Here is a 24,569-nt window from a genome sequence, read left to right as displayed (position 1 = left end):
GTGGACACCCATCACCAGCGCCGATATCGTGACCAACCCGTGACGGCCCGAGGATCGGGCGCGCGGTTCGACACCAGCGGAAAAGATCCAGTCGCACGGGGGACGAGGTGCCGCGCGGCGCGGGGGCGCCTACCGGGAGGTGATCGTCGTGACGTTCGTTCCGGACGTCAAGATCGCAATTCCGTCGATTCCGCCCGAATTCGTCGTGCGGTCCGAACTGCGCGCGAGCCTCGAGGCGGCCCGCGCCGCCGAGGTCGTCCTCGTCTGCGCCCCTGCCGGGCACGGCAAGACCCTGCTGCTGGCGGACTGGGCGCGGACGAGCACGTCGGCGGACACCGCGTGGGTCGCCCTCGACCGCGACGACAACGACCCGAGAAGGCTCTGGGCGTCGGTCGTCGCCTCGGTCCTGGCGTGTGCCCCCGTTCCCAGCACCAGCCGGCTGCACCAGCCCCCGGTCTGGCGGGCCGACGCCCAGCCGGAGTTCCTCGCGGAGCTCGTCGACGCCCTCGGCGCACTGCCCCGACCGATCCGGCTCGTGCTCGACGACGTCCACGAGCTGGTCGACGCCGACGCGCTGCACGGCCTGCAGATCCTCAGCCGCAACCGCTGTCCCGGCGTCCAGCTCGTCCTCTCCAGCCGCTTCGACCCCCCGCTGTCGCTTCCCCGGCTGCGCCTCGCCGGTCGGCTCCACGAGGTGCGGGCGGCGCAGCTGCGGTTCTCGCGGTCGGAGGCGGAGGCGCTGCTGGAAGGGGCGGGACTGCACCTCGAACCTGCCGAGGTCGACCTCCTGCACCGCCGGACCGGGGGATGGGCGGCCGGTCTGCGACTGGCCGCGTCCGGCGCGGCGGCGGCCAGCGATCCCGACGCCTTCCTCGACCGCTTCTCCGGCGACGAACGCAGCGTCGCCGACTACCTCGTGGGAGAGGTCCTCTCCGGCTTCCCCGACGACGTGCAGGAGTTCCTGCGGCTGATCAGCATCAGCGAGCCGGTCCCGACCGGGCTGGCCGCCGAGCTGTCGGGCCGCCAGGACGCCGGCTGCCTGCTCGACCGGCTCGAGCACGACACCGCCCTGGTGTCGTCCGGCGGGCGGCACCGCGACTCCTACCGCATCCAACAGCTCCTGCGGGCCTACCTGCGTGCCGACCTCAACAGGCACGGCGTGGAACGGGCGGCCGAGCTGCACCGCGTCGCCGCCAGGTGGTGGGCCGACAGGCTCGAACCGGTCCCGGCTCTCGAGCACGCGGCGCAGGGACAGGACCTCGACCTGTTGACCGACCTGTTGCACCGGTTCGCCGTGCCGCTGATCGCCGCCGGGAACCACGGGCCGCTGCGGCGCGCCCTCGCCACCGCGGGCGCACAGGCCGTCGGCTCCGATCCCTGGCTGGCGCTGACCTCGGCGCTGGCCCACCTCGAGGCAGGCGAGCTCATCACGGCTCGCGGCGACCTGGCCCGCGCGCGACGGTCCTGGCCCGCCCACGACCCGGCGGGCCTCGCGGTGCTGCGCGCCGTGGCCGAGCAGTTCAGCGCGGCCGTGGACACCCCCATCGCGTCGGTTCCGGTCGACCCGGTGGTCGCTGCGGTCGTCACCGAGAACCGCGAGCTGCCCGTCGAGCCCGAGCTGGAGGCCCTCGCGCACCTGAGCCGCGGCACGGCGGGCCTCGGCCGCGAGGACCTCGCCACCGCGCGCGCGGAGTTCGAAGCCGCGCTGCACCTGAGCCGCGATGAGGGCTTCGACTACCTGATGATGCAGAGCCTCGTCCTCCTGGCGGTCGTCGCCGGCAGCGCGGGGGACGTGCGGACGATGCGGACGATGAGCGGCGAGGCCCGGGCCGCGGCGGCCGAGCACGGGTGGACCGACTCCTCCTGGTCCAGCGCGGCCACGGCGATGCTGGCCTACGCCGCGCTCATGCGCACGGAGACCTCCGCCGCCGAGCGCCTCGCCGTCGAGGCCCTGGGGCTCAGCAGCACGGCGTCGTCGCCGCAACTGTGGAGCGTGCTGCGCGGGGTCCACGGCGCCGCCGTCTTCGACGCCGGGGGGCGGGCGGCCGGTCTGGCCGAGCTGCAGCAGACGCGCGCGGAGTTCGGCGACCGCCCGGCCGACGCGCAGCCGGTTGCCGCGCTCGCGATGCTGGAGTTCCGGGCAGCGCTGCTGCTCGGCCATTCGACGGCGGCGCGGACCGTGCGGGGGTGGCTCGCCGACCGCAGCGGCGAGACCGCGGAGCTCATGGTGATGCAGGCGTGGACCGACGCGGCAGGCGGTCGCCCCGAGCACGCGCGGTCTGTCCTCCGACCGGTTCTGCACGACGGGGTCGGGGCCGTTCTCGCGCACACCCTCGTCGACGCGTGGTTGCTGGAGGCCTCGCTCGCCGTCGCCCACGGGGACCGGCCCGCCGCGCGCAGCGCCCTGCAGGGCGCGCTGGGCGTCGCCGAGCCGCTCGACGCGCTCCGGCCGTTCCTGCACGCCGGGTCGGGCGTCCGCGAGCTGCTCGTCCACCAGCTCGGCACCTTCGGAGCCTTCGACGGCTTCGCCGAGCACGCGCTCACCGCGGGTCGTCGGGGCGCCCAGCAGCGGCACGCGATGCTCAGCGAACGGGAGCTCACCGTGCTCGGGCTGCTCCCGTCGATGCTGTCGCTGGACGAGATCGCCGACGACCTGACGGTCTCGGTGAACACCGTGAAGAGCCACGTGAGGTCGATCTACACCAAGCTCGGCGTCAGCAGCAGGCGGCTGGCGGTGCTGACCGCCCACGAGCACGGCCTGCTCACGACCAGCCTGCGGCAGGTCTGAGGCGCTCATCGCCCCGGGCGCTCACCTCACCCTCGCCGGGCGAGGTGCTCGGGAGTGCCGCCTCCTAGCGTCGGCCAGCGTGCACGCATCGACATCAGGGCCGTCGCGATGAGCCCGTCGCAGAGGTGGACCGAGCCGCGGCTCGTCGTCGACGCCGCCCGACTCTGGTCCGGCGGGGCGGCGACCGCGGTCGTGGCCGCGCTCGTCGCGGTCGTCGGCGTCCTGATCGGCGAGGGCGCACTGGGCCTGGACATGGCCGTGCCACCGCTGCTGCCGGTGGGCGGGTCGTTCGCGGTGAGCTACGCGATCACCGCGGCCGTACTGGCGCTGGCGGCGACCGGGCTCGCACACCTGCTCGTGCTGACGGCGCCGCGCCCGAGCTCGTTCTTCGCCTGGATCGTCGGGCTCGCGACCGTGGTGGGAGTCGTCCTGCCGTTGACGATCGGCGATTCGATCGGCGGCAGCGTGGCGACGGCCGTCGTCGACCTCGTCATCGGGCTGTGCATCCTCAGCCTCGTCTCGTCCGTCCTGTCGAGGACCACCCGGGTCGCGATGCCCTGACCGTCGTACTGCCCTAACCCGGACGCTCCTCGTCGCGGTAGGCCTGGATCGCCTCCTCGACGCGGTCGAAGACGCGCCCGTCGTCGAACCGCCCCAGTACCTCGGCCTGGCGCAGCGCCTGCCGCAGCGCCGTGGTGACCCGCGCCAGCGCGAGGGTGACGCCGCGGTCGTCGGCGACGTCGGCGAGCCGGGTCACCGCGAGCGCGCCGTTGCTGTCGATGAGGGTGACCGCCTCGCAGTCCAGCACCACCCAGCGCAGGACCTCGCCGCGGCGGTCGGCCTCGGCCTCGATGCGGGTGGCGACGAACTCGGCGTTCGTGAACAGCAGTGGCCCGCCGACGCGGACCACCAGCAAGCCGGGGTCCGGCGCCGCCTCGTCGCCCGGGTCGACCGCGCGCCAGCGGCCGGAGTCCCCGCGAGGCCCGAGCACGTCGACGGCCGGCCGGGACAGCCGGTAGACGATCTCCACGAGGTTCACGCCGACGGCGAGCAGGATCCCCGGCAGGATGCCCAGCACCGTGACGCCGACCAACGTCACGAGCGCGAGCAGGAGCTCGACGCGCCGGACCCGCCAGAGGGCCGCGAAGTCGCCCGGACGCAACAGGCTCGCCGCCGCGACGATCACGACACCGGCCAGCGCGGGCGAGGGCAGGTCGCGCACCAGCGGGGTCAGTGCGATGAGGAAGAGGGCCGTCATGACGGCGGCGGCGAGGCCGACGACCTGCGTGCGGCCGCCGGTGTCGGCGTTGACCGCGGTCCGGGAGTCGGAGGCGCCCACCGGGAAGCCGCTGCACAGCCCGGCCCCGGCGTTCGCGGCGGCGAGGGCGCGCAGCTCGGCGTTCGCGTCGATGCGCTCGCCGCCGCCGCGGAGCGCGTAGGCGCGGGCGGTGAGGACGGTGTCGGCGAAGACCACCAGCGTCAACCCGAGGGCGCCCGGGAGCAGCGCCATGACGTCGCCGAGCCCGACGTCCGGGATGCTCGGGAGGGGGATGCCGGAGGGGACCTCGCCGACGACCGCCACACCCGCCTCGCTCAGGTCCAGCAGCGCGGAGACGACCGTCAGCGCCACCACCGCCAGCAGCGAGGCGGGGAGCTTCGGTGAGACCCACCTGGCGGCGAGGATGACGGCGAGCGCCGCGAGGCCGACCAGCGTGCTCGGCCAGTCGCTCTCGGCCCGGTGCTGCCAGAAGCTCGCGATCATGTCGACGAGCGTCTCGCCCTCGGTGCTCGCCCCGACCAGCTTGCCGGCCTGGCTCACGATGATGATCAGAGCGACCCCGGCCAGGTATCCGACGAGAACGGGCTGCGAGAGGTAGTCGGCGAGGAAGCCGAGCCGGAACACCGCGGCGAGCACGCAGATGACCGCGCACAGCAGGGCCAACGCGGCCGCCAGCGTGACGTACTCGGCCGAACCCGACGTCGCGAGCGGGGCCAGCGCCGCCGCCACCAGGATCGCCATCTGCGACTCCGGCCCGACGACCACGGTCCGGGACGTGGTGAACAGCGCGAACCCGATCATCCCCAGCACGCCCGTGTAGAGGCCTGCCACCGGGGACAGCCCGGCCAGCGCGCCGTAGGCCAGCCCGGACGGGATGAGCAGCGCGGTGATCGTGGCGGCGGAGAGGAGATCCGGACCGAGGTCGCTGCGCCGGTAGCGACTCACCATGGCGATCCCCGGGACGAGCCGCATGCCCCGAGGCTAGGTACGCCGAACGTGCGACCGCGTCACCCGGCGTGGGGGAGGCGGGCCGGGTCGCGGGTGCGGATGCTCGGTGCCAGGACGGCCGCTGTCGACGGCCGACGACGGCGAGGAGGGGCGATGAACCGACACGAGCAGGGCGGGGCGTCGGCGACGGGCCTCACGCGGATCGCGGACTCCCCGGGGCTGGTGGTCGGCGCCGGCGTGCTGAGCATCCTCATCGGGGTGCTCGTCCTCGCGTGGCCGGGCGCCACGATCGTGGTCATCGCGTGGCTGTTCGCGGTGCAGCTGATCGTTGCGGGTGTGCTGCAGCTGGTGTCGGCGTTCGGGGCCGGCCGGGAGACCGGTGGGCGCGTGCTGTCCGTGATCCTCGGGGCGTTGTCGATCCTGGTCGGGTTGCTGTGCCTGCGGGCGACGGTGCAGACCGCGCTGATCCTCGGGCTCGTGATCGGTGCGTTGTGGGTGGTGCAGGGCATCACCGGTGTCGTGGACGCGGTGAGCTCGGAACAGGGGGCGGCGCGCGGCTGGGCGATCGCCGCAGGCGTCCTGTCGGTGATCGGCGGCGCCGTCGTGCTGATCTACCCGGGTACGAGCCTCGTCGCCCTGACGTGGTTGTTCGGGATCGTGCTCGTGGTCGTCGGCGTCGTGCTCGTCATCCAGGGCATCGCGGCTCGACGCGCCCACGCCACTCCCGCCCCCGTGCAGGCGGCCCCGAACCCGACCTGAGTCGGGAACCGGTCGTGACGACCCCGGGCGAGCGTGCCGAGCGCGGTCGCGCGCAGCGCGCGGTCGCGCCGCGCTCGGCCCACGCCGAACTCGACCTCTCGGCACCGCGCCGCGAGCCGCTGACGGTGCTCGCCGCCCAGGACCGCACGCGGCTGCCGGAGCTGCTGCCGATCCGCTACGGGCGCATGGCGGTCTCGCCGTTCGCGTTCTTCCGCGGTGCGGCCGCGGTGATGGCCGCCGACCTGGCGCGCAGCCCCGTGTCGGGCGTGGAGGTGCAGCTCTGCGGGGACGCGCACCTGTCGAACTTCGGCTTCTTCGCCTCGCCGGAGCGGCGGCTGGTCTTCGACGTCAACGACTTCGACGAGACCGTGCGCGGGCCGTGGGAGTGGGACGTCAAGCGCCTCGCCGCGAGCATCGAGGTCGCCGCCCGGGATCGCGGGTTCCGCCGTCCCGACAGGCGCACCGCGGTCGCCGAGGGCGTGCGGAGCTACCGGGAGGCCATGCGGCGGTTCGCCCGGCAGCGCGGCCTCGAGGTCTGGTACGCCCGCGCCGACGTCGACGAGATCCGCGCGCGGTACGAGGACGCGCTCGCCGCGTCCCGGCGCAAGCGGGTGGCGCGCGACCTGGCGAAGGCGCGGACGCGCGACAACCTCGGTTCGCTCGCCCGCTACACCGTCCTGGCGGACGGGCAGCGGCGGTTCGTCGCGGAGCCGCCCCTCGTGGTTCCCCTGCGCGACCTGCTCCCCGTGGCGGAGGAACGAGCGCGTCTCGAGGACGGCCTGTACGACCTCGTCCGCGGTTACCGCGACAGCCTGGCGCCCGAGCGGCGGGTGCTGCTGGACCAGTACCGGCCCGTGGACATCGCGCGCAAGGTCGTCGGTGTCGGGAGCGTCGGCACGCGCTCGTGGATGATCCTCCTGCTCGGCCGCGACGTCGACGACCCGCTGTTCCTGCAGGCGAAGGAGGCCGGGGCGTCGGTGCTGGAGGAGCACCTCGGGCCGGATCCGCACGGGAACCACGGCGAGCGCGTCGTCGTCGGCCAGCGGCTGATGCAGGCGGTCGGCGACGTCCTGCTCGGCTGGCACCGCACGACCGGCATCGACGGCCGGGAGCGGGACTTCTACGTGCGGCAGCTGCGCGACTGGAAGGGGTCGGTCGAGGTCGAGGCGATGGTGCCGAGCGGGATGCGGACCTACGCCCACCTCTGCGGCTGGACGCTCGCCAGGGCGCACGCCCGCTCGGGCGACCGCATCGCGATCGCGGCGTACCTGGGCTCGTCCGCGCGCTTCGACCAGGCGCTGGTGCGGTTCGCGCAGCGCTACGCCGACCAGAACGAACGCGACCACGCCGCGCTCGTCGACGCCGTCGCGGCGGGCCGGATCACCGCCGAGCCGGCCTGACCCGGCCCGCTTCACCGCTGCACCGGCTACCGCGGATCCGGCTCGCCCCCCTGCGCCGAGCGGCGGCGCAGGCCCTCGTCGACGGCCCCGAAGATCGCGTTGACTGCCAGCCCGAAGGCGACCAGGTCGAGCAGCATCTGGACCATCGTCACGATCCGGGCCGCGGGCGTCACCGGCGTGATGTCGCCGAAACCCACGGTCGCCAGCACCGTCACGGAGAAGTACAAGGCACCGGTGCGGTCCAACGGCTGGGAGAAGCTCGCGGGGTTGTTCCGGTCGAGCAGCAGGTACGTCGCGGCGAACACGACGAGCAGCAACGGCAGGCCCACCGCGAGGGCGCCGATCGCCCGCAGGCGCGGGTAGCGCGCCGCGGCGATCGCGCGCACCTGCCACATCAGCACGGCGGCGACCGCGGCCAGCCCCGCGACGAGCCAGACGAGCGCCACGGCGGGGCCGGCGTCGAGCGGCAGGACGTAGTAGGCCAGCACGAGGAGCGCCGACGCCGCCGCCGAGAGCAGCAGCGACCGGACGACGTGGCGCCGAGGCACCGGATCACGCACCTCGTCGTTCACCCGTCGTCCGGTCGACCTGCTGCGGTGCGGATCTCACTCGGCGAACGTGGTTCGCAGAGCGTCCTCCTGCTGCTGGGACAGGTTGGTCGAGATCAGCTGCGGGTTCTGGCCGGCGAACGCGTCCTGGACCTTGTCCATCACCGCGTCGGAGGTCATCACGAACAGCGCGGACGTCCCGGGGGTGACCTTGTCGCGGGTCTGCTTGATGAAGTCGTCGTCGATGCCGACGTCGGTCAGCGCGCCGCCGATCGCCCCGGTGGCGGCACCGATCGCGGCGCCGAGCAGCGGGATGAAGAAGATCAGGCCGAACAGCATGCCCCAGAACATGCCGCCGAGCGCCCCGGCGCCTGCGAGGTTGTTCAGCTGCCGCGTCTTCGGCCGCTTGGCATCGGCCTTCCAGGACACCGTCGCCGCGTCGTGGACCCTGATCAACTCCTGCTTGGCGAGGTCCTCCAGCGTGCGGACGGCCTCGTCGGCACCGGTCTCGCTGTCGAACTTCCAGACGCTGAGGGTGGCCATGTCGTCTCCTTCGGTGTGTCGTGTTCGGTGCGTGTGAGCGTGCGCGACGGCAGCCCGTCGCGCGTCACCCGTCCTGGATGACACCGGTCGTCCGTCACCCCGGCTCCGTGGCGGGGAGCTCGCGAGTCCCCCCGACGACCAGCGACAGGTGCGCGGGGACGTCAGCGAGCCCGGCCTCGTCCAGCGCCCGGCGCAGGGACTCGCCGTCGGCGTTCGGGGGCGGTCCGGCGGCCGCCACCTGCAGCACGCCCTCCTGGACCGTCACGCCGACGACGTCCCAGGAGTGGCTCGCGGCCCAGCGCTCCGCCACGGGCTGCGCCGTCACGACGATGGCGTGGTCGCGGAAGACCTGGTAGCTGCCGATCGCGAGCGGCACCGCCACGACCAGGACGAGCAACCCGACGACGACCACGGTCCGGGCGCGCAGTCGGCCGACCGGCCGGCCCGCGGCGACGGCCACGGCGCGCACCCGGTAGCCGATGAGCACGGCCGTACCGGTGGCGATGATCGCGGTGACGTTCGTGGCGAACAGCAGCAACGCGCCCGCCGCCTGCCCGGGTGCGCCGGACTCCAGCGTCAGCCCGACCACGGACAGGGGCGGGACCAGCGAGATGGCGATCGCCACACCGGGCAGGGTGTCGGACACGTCGGAGCGCACCAGGGCGAACGCGCCGACCACACCGGTCGCGAGCGCGGAGACCAGGTCGATCAGCTTCGGGGCGACCCGGCCGGCGACCTGCGAGTTCGTGTCCGCGACGATCTGCGCCGGAACCAGCATACCCAGTGCGTAACCGATGGCGACCACCACCACCGCGCCGCCGATGACGAGCAGTGCGCTCTCGACGACGCGGCGGCGGTCGGCGAGCACGACGGCGAGCGCGGTGCCGAGGATCGGGGTCATCAGCGGCGCGACGATCATCGCCCCGATGACGGTGGCGACGGAGTCGGCGACCACGCCCGCGCCCGCGATGACCGCCGCCAGCACGAGCAGCACCCAGAACGCGGAGCGCTGCACGCGGGAGCCGAGGAAGAGCCGCTCGGTCATCCGGTCGACGTCGGCGCCGTTCACGCCCGCCCGCGGCGCGTTCATCACGGCCGCCGCGCCCGGGCGACGACGGGTCGAGCACGGTGACCTGCCATGGTCGGGAGCATCCACGGCACCGGCCGGTTCCCTCCTCACCCGCCGCGGATGACGTGCACGTGCCGGGGGTCCGCCGACCATGGCGCGGTACCCGCGGCGCACGGGAGGGTGTGGATGGGACGGCGCAACGACCGGGACCCGACGTCGACCGCCCCGCCGTGATGACCGCACGGACCCGCCGCGTCCTCGCGCCGCTCTCCGAGCTGCGCCGGTCGTTCCGGCGGGCGACGCTCGGTGCGGACGCGCGGGCCGGCGTGGTCCTCGGCGTCGAGAGCGTGCCCGACGGCCTGGCGAGCGGGCTCCTCGCCGGGGTCAACCCGGTCGCAGGCCTGTACTCCTACCTGTTCGGGATGGTGGGCGGCGCCCTGTTCACCGGGACGGCCTTCATGGCCGTGCAGTCGACCGGCGCCATGGCGATCGTCGTCGCCGACGTGGACCTCGCCTCCCGTTCCGATCCCGAGCGGTCGCTGTACACGCTCGCCCTCCTCACCGGCGTCGTCATGATCGTGGCCGGGGCGGCCCGGCTCGGACGGCTGCTGCGATTCGTCTCCACCCCGGTCATGACGGGCTTCATCACCGCCGTCGGGGTCAACATCGTGCTCGGGCAGCTCGGCAACTTCACCGGCTACGAGGCGCCGGGTGACGGCCGGGTCTCCCGGACCGTGCAGTTGCTGCTCACGATCGACCGGATCGACTTCGCCTCGACCCTGGTCGGCGCCGTCACCGTCGCGCTCATCCTGGCACTGCAGCGCACCCGGCTGCGGTCGCTCGGCCTGGTCGTCGCCGTCGCGGCGGGGTCGGGGCTCGGGGTGCTGTTCGGCGGCCTCGGCCTGCCGGTGCAGCGGCTCGCCGACATCGTCGACGTGCCCCGCTCCCTCCCGCTGCCGGTGCTGCCGGCGTTCGCGGAGATCCCCGGCCTGCTGGTGCCGGCGCTCTCGCTCGCGTTCGTCGGCCTGGTCCAGGGCGCGGGCGTGTCGGCGGGCGTGCCGAACCCGGACGGCCGGCGCCCCGACGCGTCGCAGGACTTCCTGGGCCAGGGCGCCGGGAACCTCGCATCGGGGCTCTTCCAGGGCATGCCGGTGGGCGGGTCCATGTCGGCGAGCTCGCTGATCGCCGCGGCAGGCGCCCGCACCCGGCTCGCCCTCCTCGTCGCCGGCGTCGTGATGGCGGTGGTGATCCTGCTGCTCGGGGGCGTCATCGGCTACGTCGCGATGCCCGCGCTCGCCGGGCTGCTGATCGTCGTCGGGGCCGGCTCGGTGCGGCCGCGGCAGGTGATCTCGGTGGCCCGCACCGGCGCGGTCCAGGCGACGGTCATGGGCACCACGTTCGTGCTGACGCTGATCGTCCCCCTGCAGTACGCCGTGCTCGTCGGGGTCGGGCTCTCGGTCGTCCTGCACGTCGTGCGGCAGTCCAGCGGGCTGCGGATGCGGCAGCTGCACCTCGCCGACGGGAACCGGATGCGGGAGACCCCGCCCCCCGCGGTCGTGCCGGGAGGCCAGGTCGTCGTGCTCCAGCCCTACGGCAGCATCTTCTTCGCCTCGGCGCCCGCCCTGGAGGACCAGCTGCCGGACGTGACCGAGGCCTCGGTGGGAAGCGCCGTGATCCTGCGGATGCGCGGCGCCGACGACGCCGGCGCCACCTTCATCGACGTCCTCACCCGCTACTCGGCCGCCCTGCGGCATGCGGGCAGCAGACTCATCCTCGTCACGGACAGCCCGCGGATCCGCCGGCAGCTGCGGGTGACCGGCGCCCTGCGGGTGCTCGGGGAGGAGAACCTCTACCAGGGCGGCGAATGGGTGGGCCGCACCCTGCAGCGCGCGCACCGGGACGCCCTGGCCTGGGTGCAAGAGCGGCACGGGACGGACGCGCCGGACGCGTGACGACGCCAAGGTCTGCAGTATCGGTTGCTCATCGCTGTCCGCAGAACCATGGACGACCGAAACCTCGGCTCTCGGCGTCGAGAGCGACCACGGATCGCCCGCGGTAGGTGAGGCCGGTGGTCGCGCGGCGCGCCTACTGTCCCGGCCGGACGCCGTCACACCCGAGGAGCCGGCCGATGACAGGACCCGTCGAGATTCTCGTCCTGACCTTTCCCGAACCGCAGGTCCCCGCCGCCGTGGTCGAGGGGGTGGCGGAGCTCGTGGACCAGGGCACGATCACGGTCCTCGACCTGCTCTTCGTGGCGGCGCAGGACGACGGTGACGTCCGCGTCGTCGAGTTCGACGAGGACCTCGACCGGTTCGGGCTCGCCCGGCTGACCGTGCGCGGGGACGCGCTCCTGTCGGCCGACGACCTCGAGACGATCCGCGACGGGATGCCACCCGGCTCCTCGGCGCTGGTCGCCGTCTACGAGCACACGTGGGCCCGCCGCGTCAGCGACGCGGTGCGTGCGGCAGGCGGCGAGCTCGCGCTGCACGTGCGCATCCCCGCCGCGGACGTCGACGCCGCGTACGCCGCCGCCACGGTCGCCTGAACTCCGGAGGAGAACCCCGATGTTTCCACTCCGCCGCCTCGGGCGGCCCGGCCTGCTCGGCACGGTCGCGCGCACGGCGGTCGTCGCCGGAACCGCGCAGATGACGTCGAACGCGGTCAACCGGCACGCGCAGAGGCGCGCGATGGAGGAGGCCGCGGCCGCTCAGGTGAACGCCCCGCCGCCCCCGCCCCCGCCGCCCGCCCAGGCCGCGCCCCCGGCCGGGGACGACCTCGTCGCCCGCCTCGAGTCGCTGGCCCGCCTGCGCGACTCCGGCGCGCTCAGCGAGGAGGAGTTCCAGGCGGCGAAGGGTCGGCTTCTCCAGGGCTGACGGGCTGCCCGCCCGGCTCCCGGCCGTCGCCCGCCATCGCGGCGACGGCCTCGTCGAGCGTGCGGTAGGCCACGTTCGGTCCGCCGGTGCGCGCGAGCACGTCGCGTACCTGGCCGACGTCGCGGGCGAGCGCGAGCCGGACGCCGGCACCCTCGAGGTCGGCATCGAGCTGCCGCAGCATGGCCGCGGCCGTGACGTCGACGAACGGCATCGTCTGCGCGTCGAGGACGACCGCGTGGGCGTCGTGCTCGACGCGCAGGGCCTGGATCCGGTCGCGGACGTGGTCGGCGTTGGCGAAGAACAGCCCGCCCTCCACCCGCGCGACGACGACGCCGGGCGTCTGCACGGCCTCCGGGTGGCGGGCGAGGTCGACCCAGGTCCTGGTCGCCGACGGTGCCTGGCCCAGGACCGCCACGTGCGGCCGGGACGCCCGGTAGAGCAGCAGCAGGAGCGACATCGCGATGCCGATGAACAGACCGGGCAGGGTCTCGAAGACGAGCACTCCCAGCAGCGTCGCGACGGCGGCTGCGAAGTCCGCACGGGCCGCCGCGCCGTAGATGCTGCCCAACCGGGCGGTCCAGACCGCGTACAGCGCCCGCAGGGCCGCGATGTCGACGAGCTCGACGACCGCGACGATGACCACGGCCGCGAGCACGGCCTCGGGCAACTGCTCGAACAGGCCGGTGAGGAACAGCAGCGTGACCACGGTCAGGACCGCCACCGTCAGGCCGGAGATCTGCGAGCGTGCACCGGCACTGCCGTTGACCGCGGTCTTCGACAGGCTGCCGTTGACGACCATCCCGGACGACAGGCCGGCTCCGAGGTTGGCGGTCCCGAGCCCCAGCAGCTCGCGATCGGGATCGATGGCGTACCCGGCCTTCGCGGCGTAGGTCTTCGCGGCGCCCAGGCCCTCGGCGAAGCCGACCAGCAGGACGCCCAGCGACGCACCGACGAGCGCGAGGTAGTCGTTCGGACCGAGCCCGCCGGGCAGGCCGAGCGCGGGCAGCCCCGGCTCGATCGAGCCGACGACCTCGACCCCGCGGGCGTCGAGGCCGAACAGGGCGACGGCCAGCACCCCCAGCAGGACGGCGACCAGGGCCCCCGGCACCAGCGGCAGCACCCTGCGCAGGACGACGAGCAGGGCGAGCGCGACGAGCCCGACGCCGAGCGTCGGAACGTTCGTGTCCCCCAGGTGACCGACGAGCCCCGTGGCCTGCTCGAAGACGTTCCCGGGTTCCTTCTCCACACCGAACAGCGCGGGGAGCTGGCCGACGATGATCGTCAGCGCGAGCCCGACGATGAAGCCCTTGAGCACGGGCTCGGAGATGAACGCCGCGATGAACCCCAGCCGCAGGAGCCCGGCCAGGACGCCGACGACACCGGTCACGAGGGCGAGCGCCGCCGTCAACGCGATGTACTCGGCGCTGCCGCCGCCCGCGATGCCGCCGACGATCCCCGCGGACAGCGCCGCCGTGGCCGACATGGGGCCGACGACCAGGTGCCGCGAGCTCCCGACGACGGCGTAGAGGACCAGCGACGCGACCGCCGCGTAGAGCCCCACCACCGGGGGCACCCCGGCGATCGTCGCGTACGCGAGGGCCTCGGGCACCAGCACGGCCCACACCGTCAGCCCGGCCACCAGGTCGGCGCGCAGCCACGAGCGGCGGTAGCCCTGCAACGAGACCAGGAGACGCGGGGCTCGTAGGTGTGCTGGCACGCCGACCTCCGTCCGCCGCTCCGGCTGTTCCGGTGTCCGGCTGTTCGGGCCCGAGGCTGGCGAAATCGGAGCGGTCGTGGCATCCCCCGCGGCAGGTGAGGTCGGCCCTGGCCGGCTGTCGCACGACGACCGTGGCCGGGCTCCCCGGCGCCGCCCCGGTACGTCACCTCGTGTCACCTCATCCTGCGGGGATGACGTGCGGGGCGTCGCGGGCCCGCACCATCTGGTCGTGACCAGTTCGACCGGCCCGACAGCCGCCCCGACCGCCGCACCCGGATCGCCGCGATGGCCCCTGCCGCGTGGCCTGATCGTGCTGCTCGCCCTCGCCGCGATGGTCGTCGTCATCGGGGGGTTGCGCGCGTTCGCCGAGATCCTCGGACCGGTGTTCCTCGCGCTGATGCTCACCGTCGCGGTGCACCCGCTGATGGCCCGGCTGCGCCGCGCGGGCGCCCCGACGTGGTTGGCGGTCGCGGTGACGCTGCTGGCCACCTTCCTGATCGTGCTGGGGCTCGCCGCGGCGCTGGCCCTCTCGGTCGCGCAGCTGGCGACGCTGCTGCCCACCTACCAGGACCGGTTCGCGGGCCTGGTCCAGGGCCTCGTGGCGTGGCTGAACGGGCTGGGGGTCGGGGCGGAGCAGGTGCGCACCGCGCTCGACGGGGTCGACTTCGCGGCGCTGGCCGGGCTGCTGGCGGGCATGCTCCTCGGCCTGGCCGGCGCGTTCTCGAACCTCGTGTTCATCCTCGCCGTCCTGCTGTTCATGGGGCTGGACGCCGCGAGCTTCCCCGCGCGCATGCGCGCGGTCGGCGGGTCCCGCCCGGACGTCGCGGTGGCCTTCGCGTCCTTCGCCCGCGGCACCCGCAGCTACCTGCTGGTCTCCACGGTCTTCGGACTGATCGTCGCGGTGCTCGACGGGGTGGCGCTCTGGTGGATGGGTGTGCCGCTGGCGGTGCTCTGGGGCCTGCTGGCGTTCATCACCAACTACATCCCGAACATCGGCTTCATCATCGGCCTGGTGCCACCGGCCCTGCTCGCGCTGCTCGAGGGCGGACCGCAGCTCATGCTGCTGGTGATCGTGGTCTACGTCATCATCAACTTCATCATCCAGTCGGTGATCCAGCCGAAGTACGTCGGGGACGCCGTGGACATGTCGCTGACCCTGACCTTCCTGTCCCTGGTGATCTGGGCCTGGATCATCGGGCCGCTCGGCGCGCTGCTGGCCATCCCGCTGACCCTGCTCACCAAGGCGCTGCTGCTCGACATCGACCCGCACACCCGGTGGATGACGTCGCTGGTGACGATGGGGGCGCCCGCCGATCCGAGGCCCGAGCAGGCTCCGCCCGGCCCCGGAACCGACGTGGAGGCGGAGCGCTCGCCGGGGACACCGCCGGTCACCGGCTCCCCGTCCCCGGGGTGAGGCATGCCGGTCGGCTGAGCGCCTGCCTGCGCCGGGGTGCGCGGTTCGTCGGCCGCGTCGTCGCGCGCACCACGGAGATCAGCGGATACGACCGCGCGCTCGCACTGGCCGCACAGGCGTTCGTCGCGCTCGTCCCGCTGCTGCTCGTCGTCGCTGCGGCGGCTCCGGACGCGGCCCGGCAGGCGGTGGCCACGTGGCTGTTCGAGAACCCCGATCCCGGCGGGGACGCCGCGGCGGTGCTCGACCCGCTCCTGCAGCCCCCACCCGTCGACACCGAGCAGGTGACCGTGCTCGGGTCGGCACTGCTGATCATGTCGGTGACCGGGTTCACCCGCACGCTGCAACGGACCTTCGTGGCCGCGTGGGACATGCCCCGCCCCGGGCTGTTCGGGTTCGGGTGGGGTGTGCTCGGCGCCGCGGTGCTCGTGGCGGGTGTCGTGATGCTCGTCCTCGTGGCGCCTCTGATGCAGGCGCTGCCGAACCCCCCGCTGCTCACCGCGGGGGTCCGCCTCGCCCCGTCGGTGGGGTTGTGGTGGGTCGTGCAGTGGCTGCTCCTCGGAGGCGCCGTCGGATGGCGCCCGCTGCTGCCCGGCGCCGCCGTGACCGGGCTCGGTCAGGTCGTCGTCATGGCCGTGTCCGGGTTGTACCTGCCGCAGGTGATCGGCCGCCAGGCAGAGCGCTTCGGCGCCATCGGTGCGGCGTTCGTGGTGGTGTCGTGGCTGGTCGTCCTCGGCATGCTGCTGGTCGTCGCGGCCGTGGCCGGGGCGGAGCTCATGCGGGGTCGTACACCGCCAGCGCCCAGATGACGGCGACGCAGAGCGGGATCATGACCAGCGACCAGATCGGGTAGTACGGGATGAACACGAAGTTGGCGATCATGCTCAGGGCCGCCACGACGATGCCGACGACCCGGCCCCACAGCCGGCCGGACAGGACCGCGCCGCCGGCGAGGGCGACGAGCACGCCGAGCACCAGGTGGATCCAGCCCCAGCTGGTGAGGTCGAACGTGTACACGTCCTCGGGGGCGGTCACGTAGATCTCGTCCCCGACGATCGCCGCGATCCCGGCCAGCGCGTGGTACACCCCCAGCGCCAGCATGATCACGCCGGCGAACAGCGCGAAACCGGCCATCCACCGGCTCCCGTGTGTCACCGGGGTGTAGCCGGCGCTCGGGGACTGGCTGGTGCTCATGATGTCTCCTTGCCCACCCGCGTCGGCGGGTGACGAGGTCAGGGGGTGACGATGTCGAACCAGAACTCGAAGGTGTCGAGGAGGCCGAGGAACCGCGTGAACGCGGCCCCGTCGCCGTCGATCGTGATCTCGCCCTTCTCGACCTGCTCGTCGAACGTGGCGACGCCGAGGGTGACGTCGTCGAGCGCGGCGCGCGTGAGCGTGAGCGTGGCGTCGGCTGCGGGGTCGCCGGCTCCCGCGGTGTGGCCGCCCTCGGTGTAGTTGAGTACGCCGTTCGCCACGACCAGCGCGTAGGTCGTGTCGAGGTCGGTGAACGTGGCGTCGAACCGCAGCATCTCGTTCGCCGCAGCCGGCCCGTTGAGCCGGATCGCGAGGTAGTCGAGGTACATCTCCAACGACATCCCGCGGATCGTGTCCGCCGACGCCGTGACCGGGGTGGGCAGCTGCCGCACGCCGTGGCGCAGCTCTTGAGCGGCCGAGAGGTAGAAGTTGCGCCACGGCCCGGACTCGGCCTGGTAGCCGAGCTGCTCGAGGGTGTCGGCCTGCAGCTCCCGGGCCGCGGCGTTGTCGGGGTCGGCGAAGACGACGTCGTTGACGACCTGGGCGACCCAGCGGTACTCGCCGCGTTCGAAGTCGGCCCGCGCCCGTTCGAACACGGCGTCGGCGCCCCCCATGTACGCGACGCGGCGCGTCGCGGTCTCCACGGGAGGGAGGGGCTCGAGGTTGGCCGGGTTCCCGTCGAACCAGCCGAGGTAGAGCTGGTACTGGGCCTTCACGTTGTGGCTGAGCGTGCCGTAGTAGCCCCGGTTGGCGAACTGCTTCGCGAGCGAGTCGGGCAGCCGCACCAGCTCGGCGATCTCCTCCGAGGTGTAGCCGTGGTTGGCCAGGCGGAGGGTCTCGTCGTGGATGTAGCGGTACAGGTCCCGCTGCGTGATGAGGTACTCCCGCACCTCGGCGTTGCCCCACGTCGGCCAGTGGTGGCTGGCGAAGACGACCTCGGCCTCGTCGCAGAACAGCTCGACCGCCTGCCCGAGGTACTTCGACCAGAGCAGGGCGTTGCGGACCTCGGCGCCGCGGAGCGTGTAGCAGTTGTGCAGGGTGTGCGTGGCGATCTCGGCCATGCACAGGGCCTTGTACCGGGGCAGGTAGAAGCAGAACTCCGCCGGCGCCTCGGCGCCGGGGGTGTCCTGGAAGACGATCTCGACGCCGTCGATGGTCAACGTCTCGCCGGTCTCCCGGATGACGTCGGTGGGCGTGAGCAGCCCGATGCTGCCCGCCGAGGTCCCCTTGCCCAGCCCGCCGCCGACCGCGCCCGTCGGGTCCTTCGGCAGCAGGTTGCCGTACATGTAGCTGGAGCGCCGCGACATCGCGGTGCCCGCCATCACGTTCTCGCTGATCGCGTGTTCGAAGAACCCGTGCGGCGCGACGATCCGCACGCGGCCCGCGTCGACGTCGGCCTTGTCGACCACGCCCCGCACGCCGCCGTAGTGGTCGACGTGGCTGTGGGTGTGGATCACCGCGACGACCGGCCGGTCGCCCAGGTGCTTGCGCACCAGTGCCATCGCCGCGGCCGCGGTCTCGGCCGAGATCAGCGGGTCCACGACGAGGTAGCCGGTGTCGCCCTCGATGACCGACATCACCGACAGGTCGTAGCCCCGGACCTGGTACACGCCCTCGGTCACGCGGAAGAGACCGTGGATCGCGTTGAGCCGGGCCTGGCGCCACAGGCTCGGGTTCACCGTGTCCGGCGCGTCCCCGGTGAGGAAGGCCCACTGGTCGAGGTCCCACACCGGGCCGCCGCCACCGTCGGTCACGGTCAGGTGGTCCTCGGTACCGATCAGCCCGCGCTCGGCCTGCGCGAAGTCGGCGTCGTCGTCGAAGGGGAGGTACTCCCGGACGGCCCGGTTGGCCGCCGCCGTGGGGGGCGTGGAGTTCTTGGACACGGTTGCCACATCTCCTCGGGGCGGTGCTTCCAGCGGTCGAGCCGTCGACGCTATGGGTCCGCCGCCCGCCCTGCCTCGCCCGTCGCGAGTGAGCCGGGCCCGCTCGCCGGGTCATCCCCGCAGGATGAGGTCCACCGCCCGACGCTCGGGCAGGTTGGGCGCCGTGGAGGTCCTCACCGCCCTGCTGAACACCGTGCTCGTGGCGTTCGTGGTGGCCACGATGCTCTCCGCGGGGCTGCGCACGTCCATCGCGGCGCTCCTCGGGGTGTTGCGCAACGGCCTGCTCGTCCTGCTGGTCCTCGTCGCGAACCTCGTCGTCGTACCGCTGCTCGGGCTCGCGGTGGGGCTGCTGTTCGCGCTGTCGACCGCGGGCCTCGTCGCGCTCGTCCTCGTCGCGTCGTCCCCGGGCGCGCCCTTCGGCGCCAAGATGGCGATGATCCAGAAGGGCGACGTGGTCACCGGCTCGGTGCTGCAGGTGCTCCTCGCCGCCGTCGGCAGCCTGACGTTCCCTGTCACGGCGAACCTGCTGCTGAGCTGGGCGAACCTCGGCGACGACGTCAGCATCCCGGTCGGGCGGCTGATCGCGAGCGTGGCCGTGCTCCAGCTGGTGCCGTTCGGCGTGGGGCTCGCCGTGCGGGCCTGGGCCCCCGCGACCGCGGCGAGCTGGATGGCGCCGGTCGCCCGCACCTCCAACCTCGCGTTCGTCGGCGTGCTCGCCTTCGGCGTGCTCGGGAGCTGGGCGCAGATCGTCGACCTGATCGGCTCCCGCGTGCTGCTGGCCGCGGTGGTCTTCACCGTCGTCGGTGTCCTGGTGGGATGGGCCCTGGCCAGCGGCCCGCCCACGACCCGCACCACCGCCGCGCTCATCGCGCCGACCCGCAACGCCGGGCCCGCCTTCGCCGCCGTCGCCATCGCGTTCGAGAACGACCCGGCGATCCTCGCCGGCCTCACCGGGATCCTGCTCGTCGGGCTCGCCGTCGAGCTGCCACTGGCGTCCTGGCTGGCGCGGCGGCGCACCCCCGACGAGGACCGGGCCCGGGAACGGGCCGCTGCCGACGACGTCGAGCTCGCCGAGCTCGGACCCTCACACGCAGCGGGTGAGGCCGGGGCGGTTCCCGGCGCCCATGCTTCGGTCACCGATCGAACGGGCTCGGGACCGGAGGGCTGAGAGATGGACGGTAGTGGACTGGGAGTCCTGGCGGTCGGCCTCGTGCTGTGCTTCTTCGGGGTGCGCTCGCTGCACCTGGCGGTCGCCACGTCCGGGTTCGCCCTCGGGTGGCTGGTGGCCGAGCCCTTGGGCGCGTCCGTCCTGACCGCCTTCCTCATCGCGGTGGGCGCGGCGGTCGCGGCGTGGGTGCTGGCCGTCCTCGTGTTCCGGACCGCGCTCTTCTTCGTCGGCGCGATGTGCGGCGGCGTGATCGGCGCGAAGCTGTTCGGGTTGCTCCAGCAGGAGGGCGGGAGCGTCGTCCTCGCCGTGCTGTTCGTGCTGGCATCGGCGTTCATCGTCGGGATCGCCGTGCAGCGGTTCCGGCACGGGGTGCTGGCCCTCGCCTGCGCCCTGGGTGGCGCGGGGCTCGCGCTGAGCGGCCTGGCCAGGACGTTCCCCGAGGTACTGGGATTCCTCCGGTACCCGCAGGTGCCCTGGGAGACGCTCGTGGCCACTGCCGGCTGGCTCGCCCTCGCCGGGGTCGGGTGGGCCGTTCAGCAGCGGGTGGTGCGCGACCGGCAGATGTCCCCGGACTGAGCCGGGGGCAGCGCCCTCCGCACGAGGTCGGCGTACCTGCCGGCAGCGTGCGTGACAGGGTGGGAACCCGTGGCCAGGGTTGCCGTCTCGCGCGACCGGATCGTGCGCGCCGCGACCGCGATCGTCGACGCGCACGGCGTCGAGGCGTTGTCGATGCGGGGCCTGGCCACCGAGCTGGGCGTGACCGCGATGGCGCTGTACCGCCACGTCGGTAGCCGCGACGCGCTGCTCGTCGCGGTGCTGGACGAGATCTCCGAGCGGATCGTCCATCCCGAGCTGCCCGCCGACCCCGTCGAGCGGGCGGTGACGGTGCTGGTGGCGCTGCGCGCGTTCCTCGTGGCGCACCCGTGGGTGCTGCGCCTGGTCGTGGGCGGGCACTGGTCGAGCCGGCGCGGCCTGTGGTTCCAGGACGCGGTCCTCGCCGCGGGCCGGGACGCCGGCCTCGACGACGCCGGCGCGGTGGCCTCCTACACGAGCCTGTGGCAGATGACCGTGGGCGAGGTCGAGTTCGAGACCGCGCGGCGGAGCGGGCCGCCCGGTCCGGGCTGGGCGGCGGCGCTCGACGGCGCGCGCGAGGACGAGCTGGCCACGGTGCGCGAGCTCGCCCCGCGCTGGCCGGACCTGGCCGCGCCGTTCGAGCAGCGCCTGCGCCGGGTGGTCGCCGCCCTCTACCGCTGACGCGGCATCAGACGGGGGCCCGCCGCCCGGCGGATCGGGGCGCGGAGATATACGCGTAGAGCAATGGTTAGGCAACCCTTAGCCGATGCGGTAGGTTGCGGCCCATGACCGTAGGAGTCGCAGAGCCGGACGTAGCCGCTCCGGCGGCGCCGGCACCCGAACCGGACGCCCGCGCGGTGGCGCGTCGGGAGAACGAGGCGCTGCGGGAGATCCGGGCGCCCGTGGCCGCGAGCATCCGGTTCGCCTGCGTGCTCGGAGCCGTCGGGGCGCTGTGCGGGCTGGTGCCGTTCGTGGGCCTGGCCGAGCTGGCCGCGGCCCTGCTCGCCCCCGGACCGGTCGACACGGGCCGGATCACGCTGGTCGGGTGGCTCGTCGTCGCCGGGGCGGGTGCCCGGGGCCTGCTGACGGGCGTCGCGCTGTCGATCACGCACTTCGCGGACCAGCGGCTGCAGGGCATCCTGCGCGAGCGGCTGGTCCGCCACCTGGGGCGCGTGCCGCTCGGGTGGTTCTCGCAGCACTCGTCGGGGCTGGTCCGCAAGGCCGCGCAGGACGACGTGCACGACCTGCACCAGCTGATCGCCCACCACTCCGTTGAGCTCACCGCGGCGATCGCGCTGCCCGTCGGCGGGCTGGCCTACCTCGTCTGGCTGGACTGGCGCCTGGCCGTGCTCGCCCTTGTCACGCTGCCGTTCTACGCCGCCGCGTACGCGTGGATGATGCGCGGCTACACCGGGAAGATGCAGGAGATGAACGCGGCGTTCGCGCGGATCAGCGCGGCCGTCGTCGAGTTCGTCGGCGGGATCGCCGTGGTGAAGGCGTTCGGGCAGGGCCGGCGGGCGCACGAGAGCTTCCGGCGCGCCGCGAGCGACTTCGGTGGGTTCTACGCCGGGTGGGTGCGGCCGATGCTGCGGCTCGAGGCGATCAGCACCATGGCGGTCGGCGCGCCGGTCGTCGGGCTGGTCGCGAGCGCGGGCGCCGTGTGGCTCGCCGCCGAGGGCCAGGTGACACCGGCCGAGGCGCTCACCGGGATCCTGGTCGCCCTCGTCGTGCCGACGACGATCAGCGCACTCGGGTACGGCGCGCAGAACCGCCGGACGGCCGCCGCGGCGGCGCTGCGCCTGCACGAGCTGCTCCGCACGCCGGTCCTGCCGGTCGCCGACGACCCGCAGGTGCCCCACGGGCACCGGGTCGAGTTCGACGACGTCCGGTTCGGGTACGAGGCCGGCGCCGACGTCCTGCACGGCATCACGCTGACCTGCGAGCCGGGCACCGTGACCGCGCTCGTCGGGCCGTCGGGCTCCGGCAAGTCCACGCTGGCCACCCTGCTGCCGCGGTTCCACGACGTCACCGGCGGCGCGGTGCGCATCGGCGGGGTGGACGTCCGCGACGTCGACCCCGCCGTGCTCTACCGGCACGTCGGGTTCGTGCTGCAGGACGTGCAGCTCGTGCACGGCTCCCTCGCCGACAACGTGCGGCTGGGCCGGCCCACCGCGTCCCACGACGAGGTCCGCCGCGCGTGCGAGGCCGGAGGCGTCCACGACCGGATCACCGAGCTGCCCCGCGGCTACGACTCGGTCGTCGGCGAGGACGCCCTGCTCTCCGGCGGTGAGGCCCAACGGGTGTCCATCGCCCGCGCGCTGCTCGCCGACACCCCGGTGCTGGTGCTCGACGAGGCCACCGCCTTCGCCGACCCCGAGTCCGAGGCGGCCATCCAGGACGCCCTGTCCACGCTCGCGGCCGGCCGCACCGTGCTGGTCGTCGCGCACCGCCTGTCCACGATCACCGGTGTCGACCGCATCGCCGTCCTCGACCGGGGGCGGGTCGTCGAGTCCGGCACGCACCGCGAGCTGCTCGCGCGCCACGGCGCCTACGCCCGCCAGTGGCGGGCCCACCTGGGGGAGGACCGCCCGTGATCCGCGACCTGCTCCGGCTGCTCGGCCCCGAGCACAGGAGCCGGCTGTACGCCTACTTCGCCTGGGTCGCCGCCTACGGCGTGCTGCAGGGCATCGCGACGGTCCTGCTGGTGCCGGTCTTCGAGGCGCTCCTCGCGGGTGACACCGCGGCGGCCGTGCGCGGCATCGGCGCGGTGGCGGTCGCGGTGCTGCTGACCTGCGTGGCCCACTACGTGCAGGCGATGCGCGGGTTCGCGGTCGCGATCATCGTGCTGACCACCATGCACGAGCGGATGGGCGACCACGTGGCCACGCTCCCGCTGGGCTGGTTCACCGGCGAGAAGATCGGCCGGCTGTCCCGCACGGCCACCAGCGGCACGATGATGGTCGCCGGCCTGTTCGCGCACCTGCTCACGCCGACCGTCGTCGGCGCGGTCACCCCCGCCACGATCGCGGTCGCGATGCTCGCGTACGACTGGCGGCTGGGCCTGGCCGTGCTGGTCTGCACACCGCTGCTGTTCCTGGCCTTCCGCGCCGGCGCCCGGCTCGTCGGCCGCGGTGACGAGCTCGACGACGCCGCCGCCGTCGCGGCCGGCAACCGGGTCGTCGAGTTCGCCCGCACCCAGCGCGTGCTGCGGGCGTTCGGCCGCGGCGTCGACGGCTACGCCCCGCTCGACGCGGCGCTGGAGCACCAGCGCCGAGCCGGCCGCCGCAGCCTCTGGTACGCGGTGCTCGGCATGGTGCTCGGCGGGGTCTCGGTCCAGGTCGTCTTCACCGCGCTGCTGGTCGTCGGCGTGCTGCTCGCCGTGTCCGGGCAGCTCGCCGTCGGCACGGCGATCGCGCTGATCGCGCTGGCCGCCCGCTTCACGGGGCCGCTCGCCGAGGTCGGGGACTACGCGGGCACCCTCAGGATGGCCCGCAACGACCTGCGCCGGCTCACCTCGATCCTCGACGAGCGCGCGCTCCCCGAGGCCGCCGACCCGGCGCCGCTGCCCGAACCCGGCGCCGTCGAGCTCGACGGCGTGAGCTTCGGCTACGAGACCGGCCGACCGGTCCTGCGTGACGTCGACCTGCGGATCCCGCCGCGCACGATGACGGCACTGGTGGGCTCGTCGGGATCCGGCAAGACCACCGTGACGCGGCTCATCGCCCGCTTCTGGGACACCGACGCCGGTGTCGTGCGCGTCGGCGGCGCGGACGTGCGGGACCAGCCGACCGAGCAGCTGATGGACCAGCTCGCGCTCGTGTTCCAGGACGTCTACCTGTTCGACGACACCCTCGAGGCCAACATCCGCGTCGGTCGGCCCGGCGCCTCCGAGGCCGAGGTCCGGGCCGCGGCACGGCTCGCGGGCGTCGAGGAGATCGTCGACCGGCTCCCGCGTGGCTGGGACACCCGGGTCGGGGAGGGCGGCACGTCGCTGTCCGGCGGGGAGCGGCAGCGGGTCTCGGTGGCCAGGGCGCTGGTCAAGAACGCGCCGATCGTGCTGCTCGACGAAGCCACCGCCGCGCTCGACCCGGAGAACGAGCGCTACCTCACCGACGCGCTGCGCGCCCTCGCCGAGCGCAGCACGCTGCTCGTGATCGCGCACCGGCTGCCCACGGTCGTGGCCGCCGACCGGATCGTCGTCCTGGACGGCGGGGGTGTCGCCGAGCAGGGCACGCACGCCGAGCTGCTCGCGGCGGGCGGCCGCTACGCGCGGTTCTGGGACTCCCGAACGCGCGCCCGGGGCTGGCGGCTCACCGGGGCGGACGCGGTGCGACGTTGACCGCGCCGATCTCGTCG

Annotated in this window: 21 protein-coding genes; 14 read left to right on the top strand and 7 right to left on the bottom strand. The window is 73.8% G+C overall.

The genetic code is table 11. The features are described from left to right. Positions 1 to 148: 148 nt before the first annotated feature. Positions 149 to 2,788, top strand: a complete 2,640-nt coding sequence (locus tag FB558_RS01900) for a winged helix-turn-helix domain-containing protein (RefSeq protein ID WP_142047504.1) — start codon at positions 149 to 151, stop codon at positions 2,786 to 2,788. 54 nt (positions 2,789 to 2,842) lie between these two features. Beyond that, entirely contained in the window at positions 2,843 to 3,349 is a 507-nt protein-coding gene (locus FB558_RS01895) for a DUF6069 family protein (protein ID WP_211365990.1), read from the top strand. Between the two features lie 13 nt (positions 3,350 to 3,362). Here the strand turns inward: FB558_RS01895 and FB558_RS01890 are convergent, their stop codons facing one another. Next, complete coding sequence (locus tag FB558_RS01890) at positions 3,363 to 5,039, bottom strand: SulP family inorganic anion transporter (protein ID WP_142047502.1); 1,677 nt, start codon at positions 5,037 to 5,039, stop codon at positions 3,363 to 3,365. A 129-nt stretch (positions 5,040 to 5,168) separates the two neighbouring features. Here FB558_RS01890 and FB558_RS01885 point away from each other — a divergent pair, with 129 nt between their 5' ends. Both FB558_RS01885 and FB558_RS01880 read left to right on the top strand, forming a co-directional pair. Further along, positions 5,169 to 5,774 carry an HdeD family acid-resistance protein gene (locus FB558_RS01885; protein ID WP_170231155.1) on the top strand — a complete coding sequence of 202 codons (606 nt, stop codon included), beginning with the start codon at positions 5,169 to 5,171 and terminating at the stop codon, positions 5,772 to 5,774. A 14-nt stretch (positions 5,775 to 5,788) separates the two neighbouring features. Continuing rightward, positions 5,789 to 7,174: a DUF2252 domain-containing protein gene (locus FB558_RS01880; RefSeq protein WP_246106208.1), complete on the top strand. Its 1,386-nt coding sequence runs from the start codon at positions 5,789 to 5,791 to the stop codon at positions 7,172 to 7,174. 26 nt (positions 7,175 to 7,200) lie between these two features. On the opposite strand, the gene FB558_RS01875 is transcribed toward FB558_RS01880, so the two are convergent. The 3 genes from FB558_RS01875 to FB558_RS01865 all read right to left on the bottom strand — a co-directional run bounded on the left by FB558_RS01875 (position 7,201) and on the right by FB558_RS01865 (position 9,355). Continuing rightward, positions 7,201 to 7,722 (bottom strand): potassium channel family protein, encoded by a 522-nt coding sequence (locus tag FB558_RS01875; protein WP_142047498.1) that lies wholly within the window; start codon positions 7,720 to 7,722, stop codon positions 7,201 to 7,203. Positions 7,723 to 7,779: 57 nt separating this feature from the next. Then, positions 7,780 to 8,265 carry a DUF1269 domain-containing protein gene (locus FB558_RS01870; RefSeq protein ID WP_142047496.1) on the bottom strand — a complete coding sequence of 162 codons (486 nt, stop codon included), beginning with the start codon at positions 8,263 to 8,265 and terminating at the stop codon, positions 7,780 to 7,782. A 94-nt stretch (positions 8,266 to 8,359) separates the two neighbouring features. Next, on the bottom strand, positions 8,360 to 9,355 hold the full coding sequence (locus FB558_RS01865; protein ID WP_142047494.1) for a DUF389 domain-containing protein: 996 nt from the start codon (positions 9,353 to 9,355) through the stop codon (positions 8,360 to 8,362). 212 nt (positions 9,356 to 9,567) lie between these two features. Between FB558_RS01865 and FB558_RS01860 the strand changes: the two genes are divergently transcribed. The 3 genes from FB558_RS01860 (at position 9,568) to FB558_RS01850 (ending at position 12,207) form a co-directional block, all read left to right on the top strand. Next, positions 9,568 to 11,286, top strand: coding sequence for a SulP family inorganic anion transporter (locus FB558_RS01860; RefSeq protein WP_142053555.1), 1,719 nt, complete (start codon positions 9,568 to 9,570; stop codon positions 11,284 to 11,286). A gap of 176 nt (positions 11,287 to 11,462) precedes the next feature. Then, positions 11,463 to 11,879 carry a DUF6325 family protein gene (locus FB558_RS01855; protein WP_142047492.1) on the top strand — a complete coding sequence of 139 codons (417 nt, stop codon included), beginning with the start codon at positions 11,463 to 11,465 and terminating at the stop codon, positions 11,877 to 11,879. A 19-nt stretch (positions 11,880 to 11,898) separates the two neighbouring features. Next, positions 11,899 to 12,207 (top strand): SHOCT domain-containing protein, encoded by a 309-nt coding sequence (locus FB558_RS01850; protein WP_142047490.1) that lies wholly within the window; start codon positions 11,899 to 11,901, stop codon positions 12,205 to 12,207. On the opposite strand, the gene FB558_RS01845 is transcribed toward FB558_RS01850, so the two are convergent. Further along, positions 12,158 to 13,924, bottom strand: coding sequence for a SulP family inorganic anion transporter (locus FB558_RS01845; RefSeq protein WP_246106207.1), 1,767 nt, complete (start codon positions 13,922 to 13,924; stop codon positions 12,158 to 12,160). The two genes, FB558_RS01850 and FB558_RS01845, sit on opposite strands and share 50 nt — an antisense overlap. A gap of 229 nt (positions 13,925 to 14,153) precedes the next feature. On the opposite strand from FB558_RS01845, the gene FB558_RS01840 reads away from it, so the two are divergent. Both FB558_RS01840 and FB558_RS01835 read left to right on the top strand, forming a co-directional pair. Continuing rightward, positions 14,154 to 15,338 carry an AI-2E family transporter gene (locus FB558_RS01840; RefSeq protein WP_246106206.1) on the top strand — a complete coding sequence of 395 codons (1,185 nt, stop codon included), beginning with the start codon at positions 14,154 to 14,156 and terminating at the stop codon, positions 15,336 to 15,338. Further along, positions 15,335 to 16,144: a YhjD/YihY/BrkB family envelope integrity protein gene (locus FB558_RS01835; protein WP_142047486.1), complete on the top strand. Its 810-nt coding sequence runs from the start codon at positions 15,335 to 15,337 to the stop codon at positions 16,142 to 16,144. Before FB558_RS01840 ends, FB558_RS01835 begins: the two co-directional genes overlap by 4 nt. Here the strand turns inward: FB558_RS01835 and FB558_RS01830 are convergent. Both FB558_RS01830 and FB558_RS01825 read right to left on the bottom strand, forming a co-directional pair. After that, positions 16,110 to 16,529, bottom strand: a complete 420-nt coding sequence (locus FB558_RS01830) for a DUF7144 family membrane protein (protein ID WP_246106205.1) — start codon at positions 16,527 to 16,529, stop codon at positions 16,110 to 16,112. The two genes, FB558_RS01835 and FB558_RS01830, sit on opposite strands and share 35 nt — an antisense overlap. A 38-nt stretch (positions 16,530 to 16,567) precedes the next feature. Continuing rightward, positions 16,568 to 18,472, bottom strand: coding sequence for an alkyl/aryl-sulfatase (locus tag FB558_RS01825; protein ID WP_142047484.1), 1,905 nt, complete (start codon positions 18,470 to 18,472; stop codon positions 16,568 to 16,570). Between the two features lie 163 nt (positions 18,473 to 18,635). On the opposite strand from FB558_RS01825, the gene FB558_RS01820 reads away from it, so the two are divergent. The 5 genes from FB558_RS01820 to FB558_RS01800 all read left to right on the top strand — a co-directional run bounded on the left by FB558_RS01820 (position 18,636) and on the right by FB558_RS01800 (position 24,552). Further along, entirely contained in the window at positions 18,636 to 19,640 is a 1,005-nt protein-coding gene (locus FB558_RS01820; protein ID WP_211365982.1) for a bile acid:sodium symporter family protein, read from the top strand. A 3-nt stretch (positions 19,641 to 19,643) separates the two neighbouring features. Continuing rightward, the gene (locus FB558_RS01815) at positions 19,644 to 20,216 is read left to right on the top strand and encodes a DUF4203 domain-containing protein (RefSeq protein WP_142047480.1); all 573 of its coding nucleotides are present in this window, start codon (positions 19,644 to 19,646) and stop codon (positions 20,214 to 20,216) included. Between the two features lie 69 nt (positions 20,217 to 20,285). After that, complete coding sequence (locus FB558_RS01810) at positions 20,286 to 20,894, top strand: TetR/AcrR family transcriptional regulator (RefSeq protein WP_142047478.1); 609 nt, start codon at positions 20,286 to 20,288, stop codon at positions 20,892 to 20,894. Positions 20,895 to 20,998: 104 nt separating this feature from the next. Continuing rightward, entirely contained in the window at positions 20,999 to 22,807 is a 1,809-nt protein-coding gene (locus tag FB558_RS01805) for an ABC transporter ATP-binding protein (RefSeq protein WP_142047476.1), read from the top strand. After that, positions 22,804 to 24,552 (top strand): ABC transporter ATP-binding protein, encoded by a 1,749-nt coding sequence (locus tag FB558_RS01800; protein ID WP_142047474.1) that lies wholly within the window; start codon positions 22,804 to 22,806, stop codon positions 24,550 to 24,552. Before FB558_RS01805 ends, FB558_RS01800 begins: the two co-directional genes overlap by 4 nt. Positions 24,553 to 24,569 lie beyond the last annotated feature (17 nt).

The sequence above is a fragment of the Pseudonocardia kunmingensis genome (genome assembly GCF_006716445.1).
In the GTDB taxonomy this organism is placed as follows: domain Bacteria; phylum Actinomycetota; class Actinomycetes; order Mycobacteriales; family Pseudonocardiaceae; genus Pseudonocardia; species Pseudonocardia kunmingensis.
This window is presented reverse-complemented; position numbering and strand designations above follow the sequence as displayed.

Excerpts from the sequence above, each read along its gene's own strand:
- FB558_RS01885 (WP_170231155.1), top strand. The coding sequence starts at position 5,169 with ATGAACCGACACGAGCAGGGCGGGGCGTCGGCGACGGGCCTCACGCGG.
- FB558_RS01865 (WP_142047494.1), bottom strand. The coding sequence starts at position 9,355 with ATGAACGCGCCGCGGGCGGGCGTGAACGGCGCCGACGTCGACCGGATG.
- FB558_RS01855 (WP_142047492.1), top strand. The coding sequence starts at position 11,463 with ATGACAGGACCCGTCGAGATTCTCGTCCTGACCTTTCCCGAACCGCAG.
- FB558_RS01850 (WP_142047490.1), top strand. The coding sequence starts at position 11,899 with ATGTTTCCACTCCGCCGCCTCGGGCGGCCCGGCCTGCTCGGCACGGTC.
- FB558_RS01815 (WP_142047480.1), top strand. The coding sequence starts at position 19,644 with ATGGACGGTAGTGGACTGGGAGTCCTGGCGGTCGGCCTCGTGCTGTGC.
- FB558_RS01830 (WP_246106205.1), bottom strand. The coding sequence starts at position 16,529 with ATGAGCACCAGCCAGTCCCCGAGCGCCGGCTACACCCCGGTGACACAC.
- FB558_RS01870 (WP_142047496.1), bottom strand. The coding sequence starts at position 8,265 with ATGGCCACCCTCAGCGTCTGGAAGTTCGACAGCGAGACCGGTGCCGAC.
- FB558_RS01890 (WP_142047502.1), bottom strand. The coding sequence starts at position 5,039 with ATGCGGCTCGTCCCGGGGATCGCCATGGTGAGTCGCTACCGGCGCAGC.
- FB558_RS01805 (WP_142047476.1), top strand. The coding sequence starts at position 20,999 with ATGACCGTAGGAGTCGCAGAGCCGGACGTAGCCGCTCCGGCGGCGCCG.
- FB558_RS01860 (WP_142053555.1), top strand. The coding sequence starts at position 9,568 with ATGACCGCACGGACCCGCCGCGTCCTCGCGCCGCTCTCCGAGCTGCGC.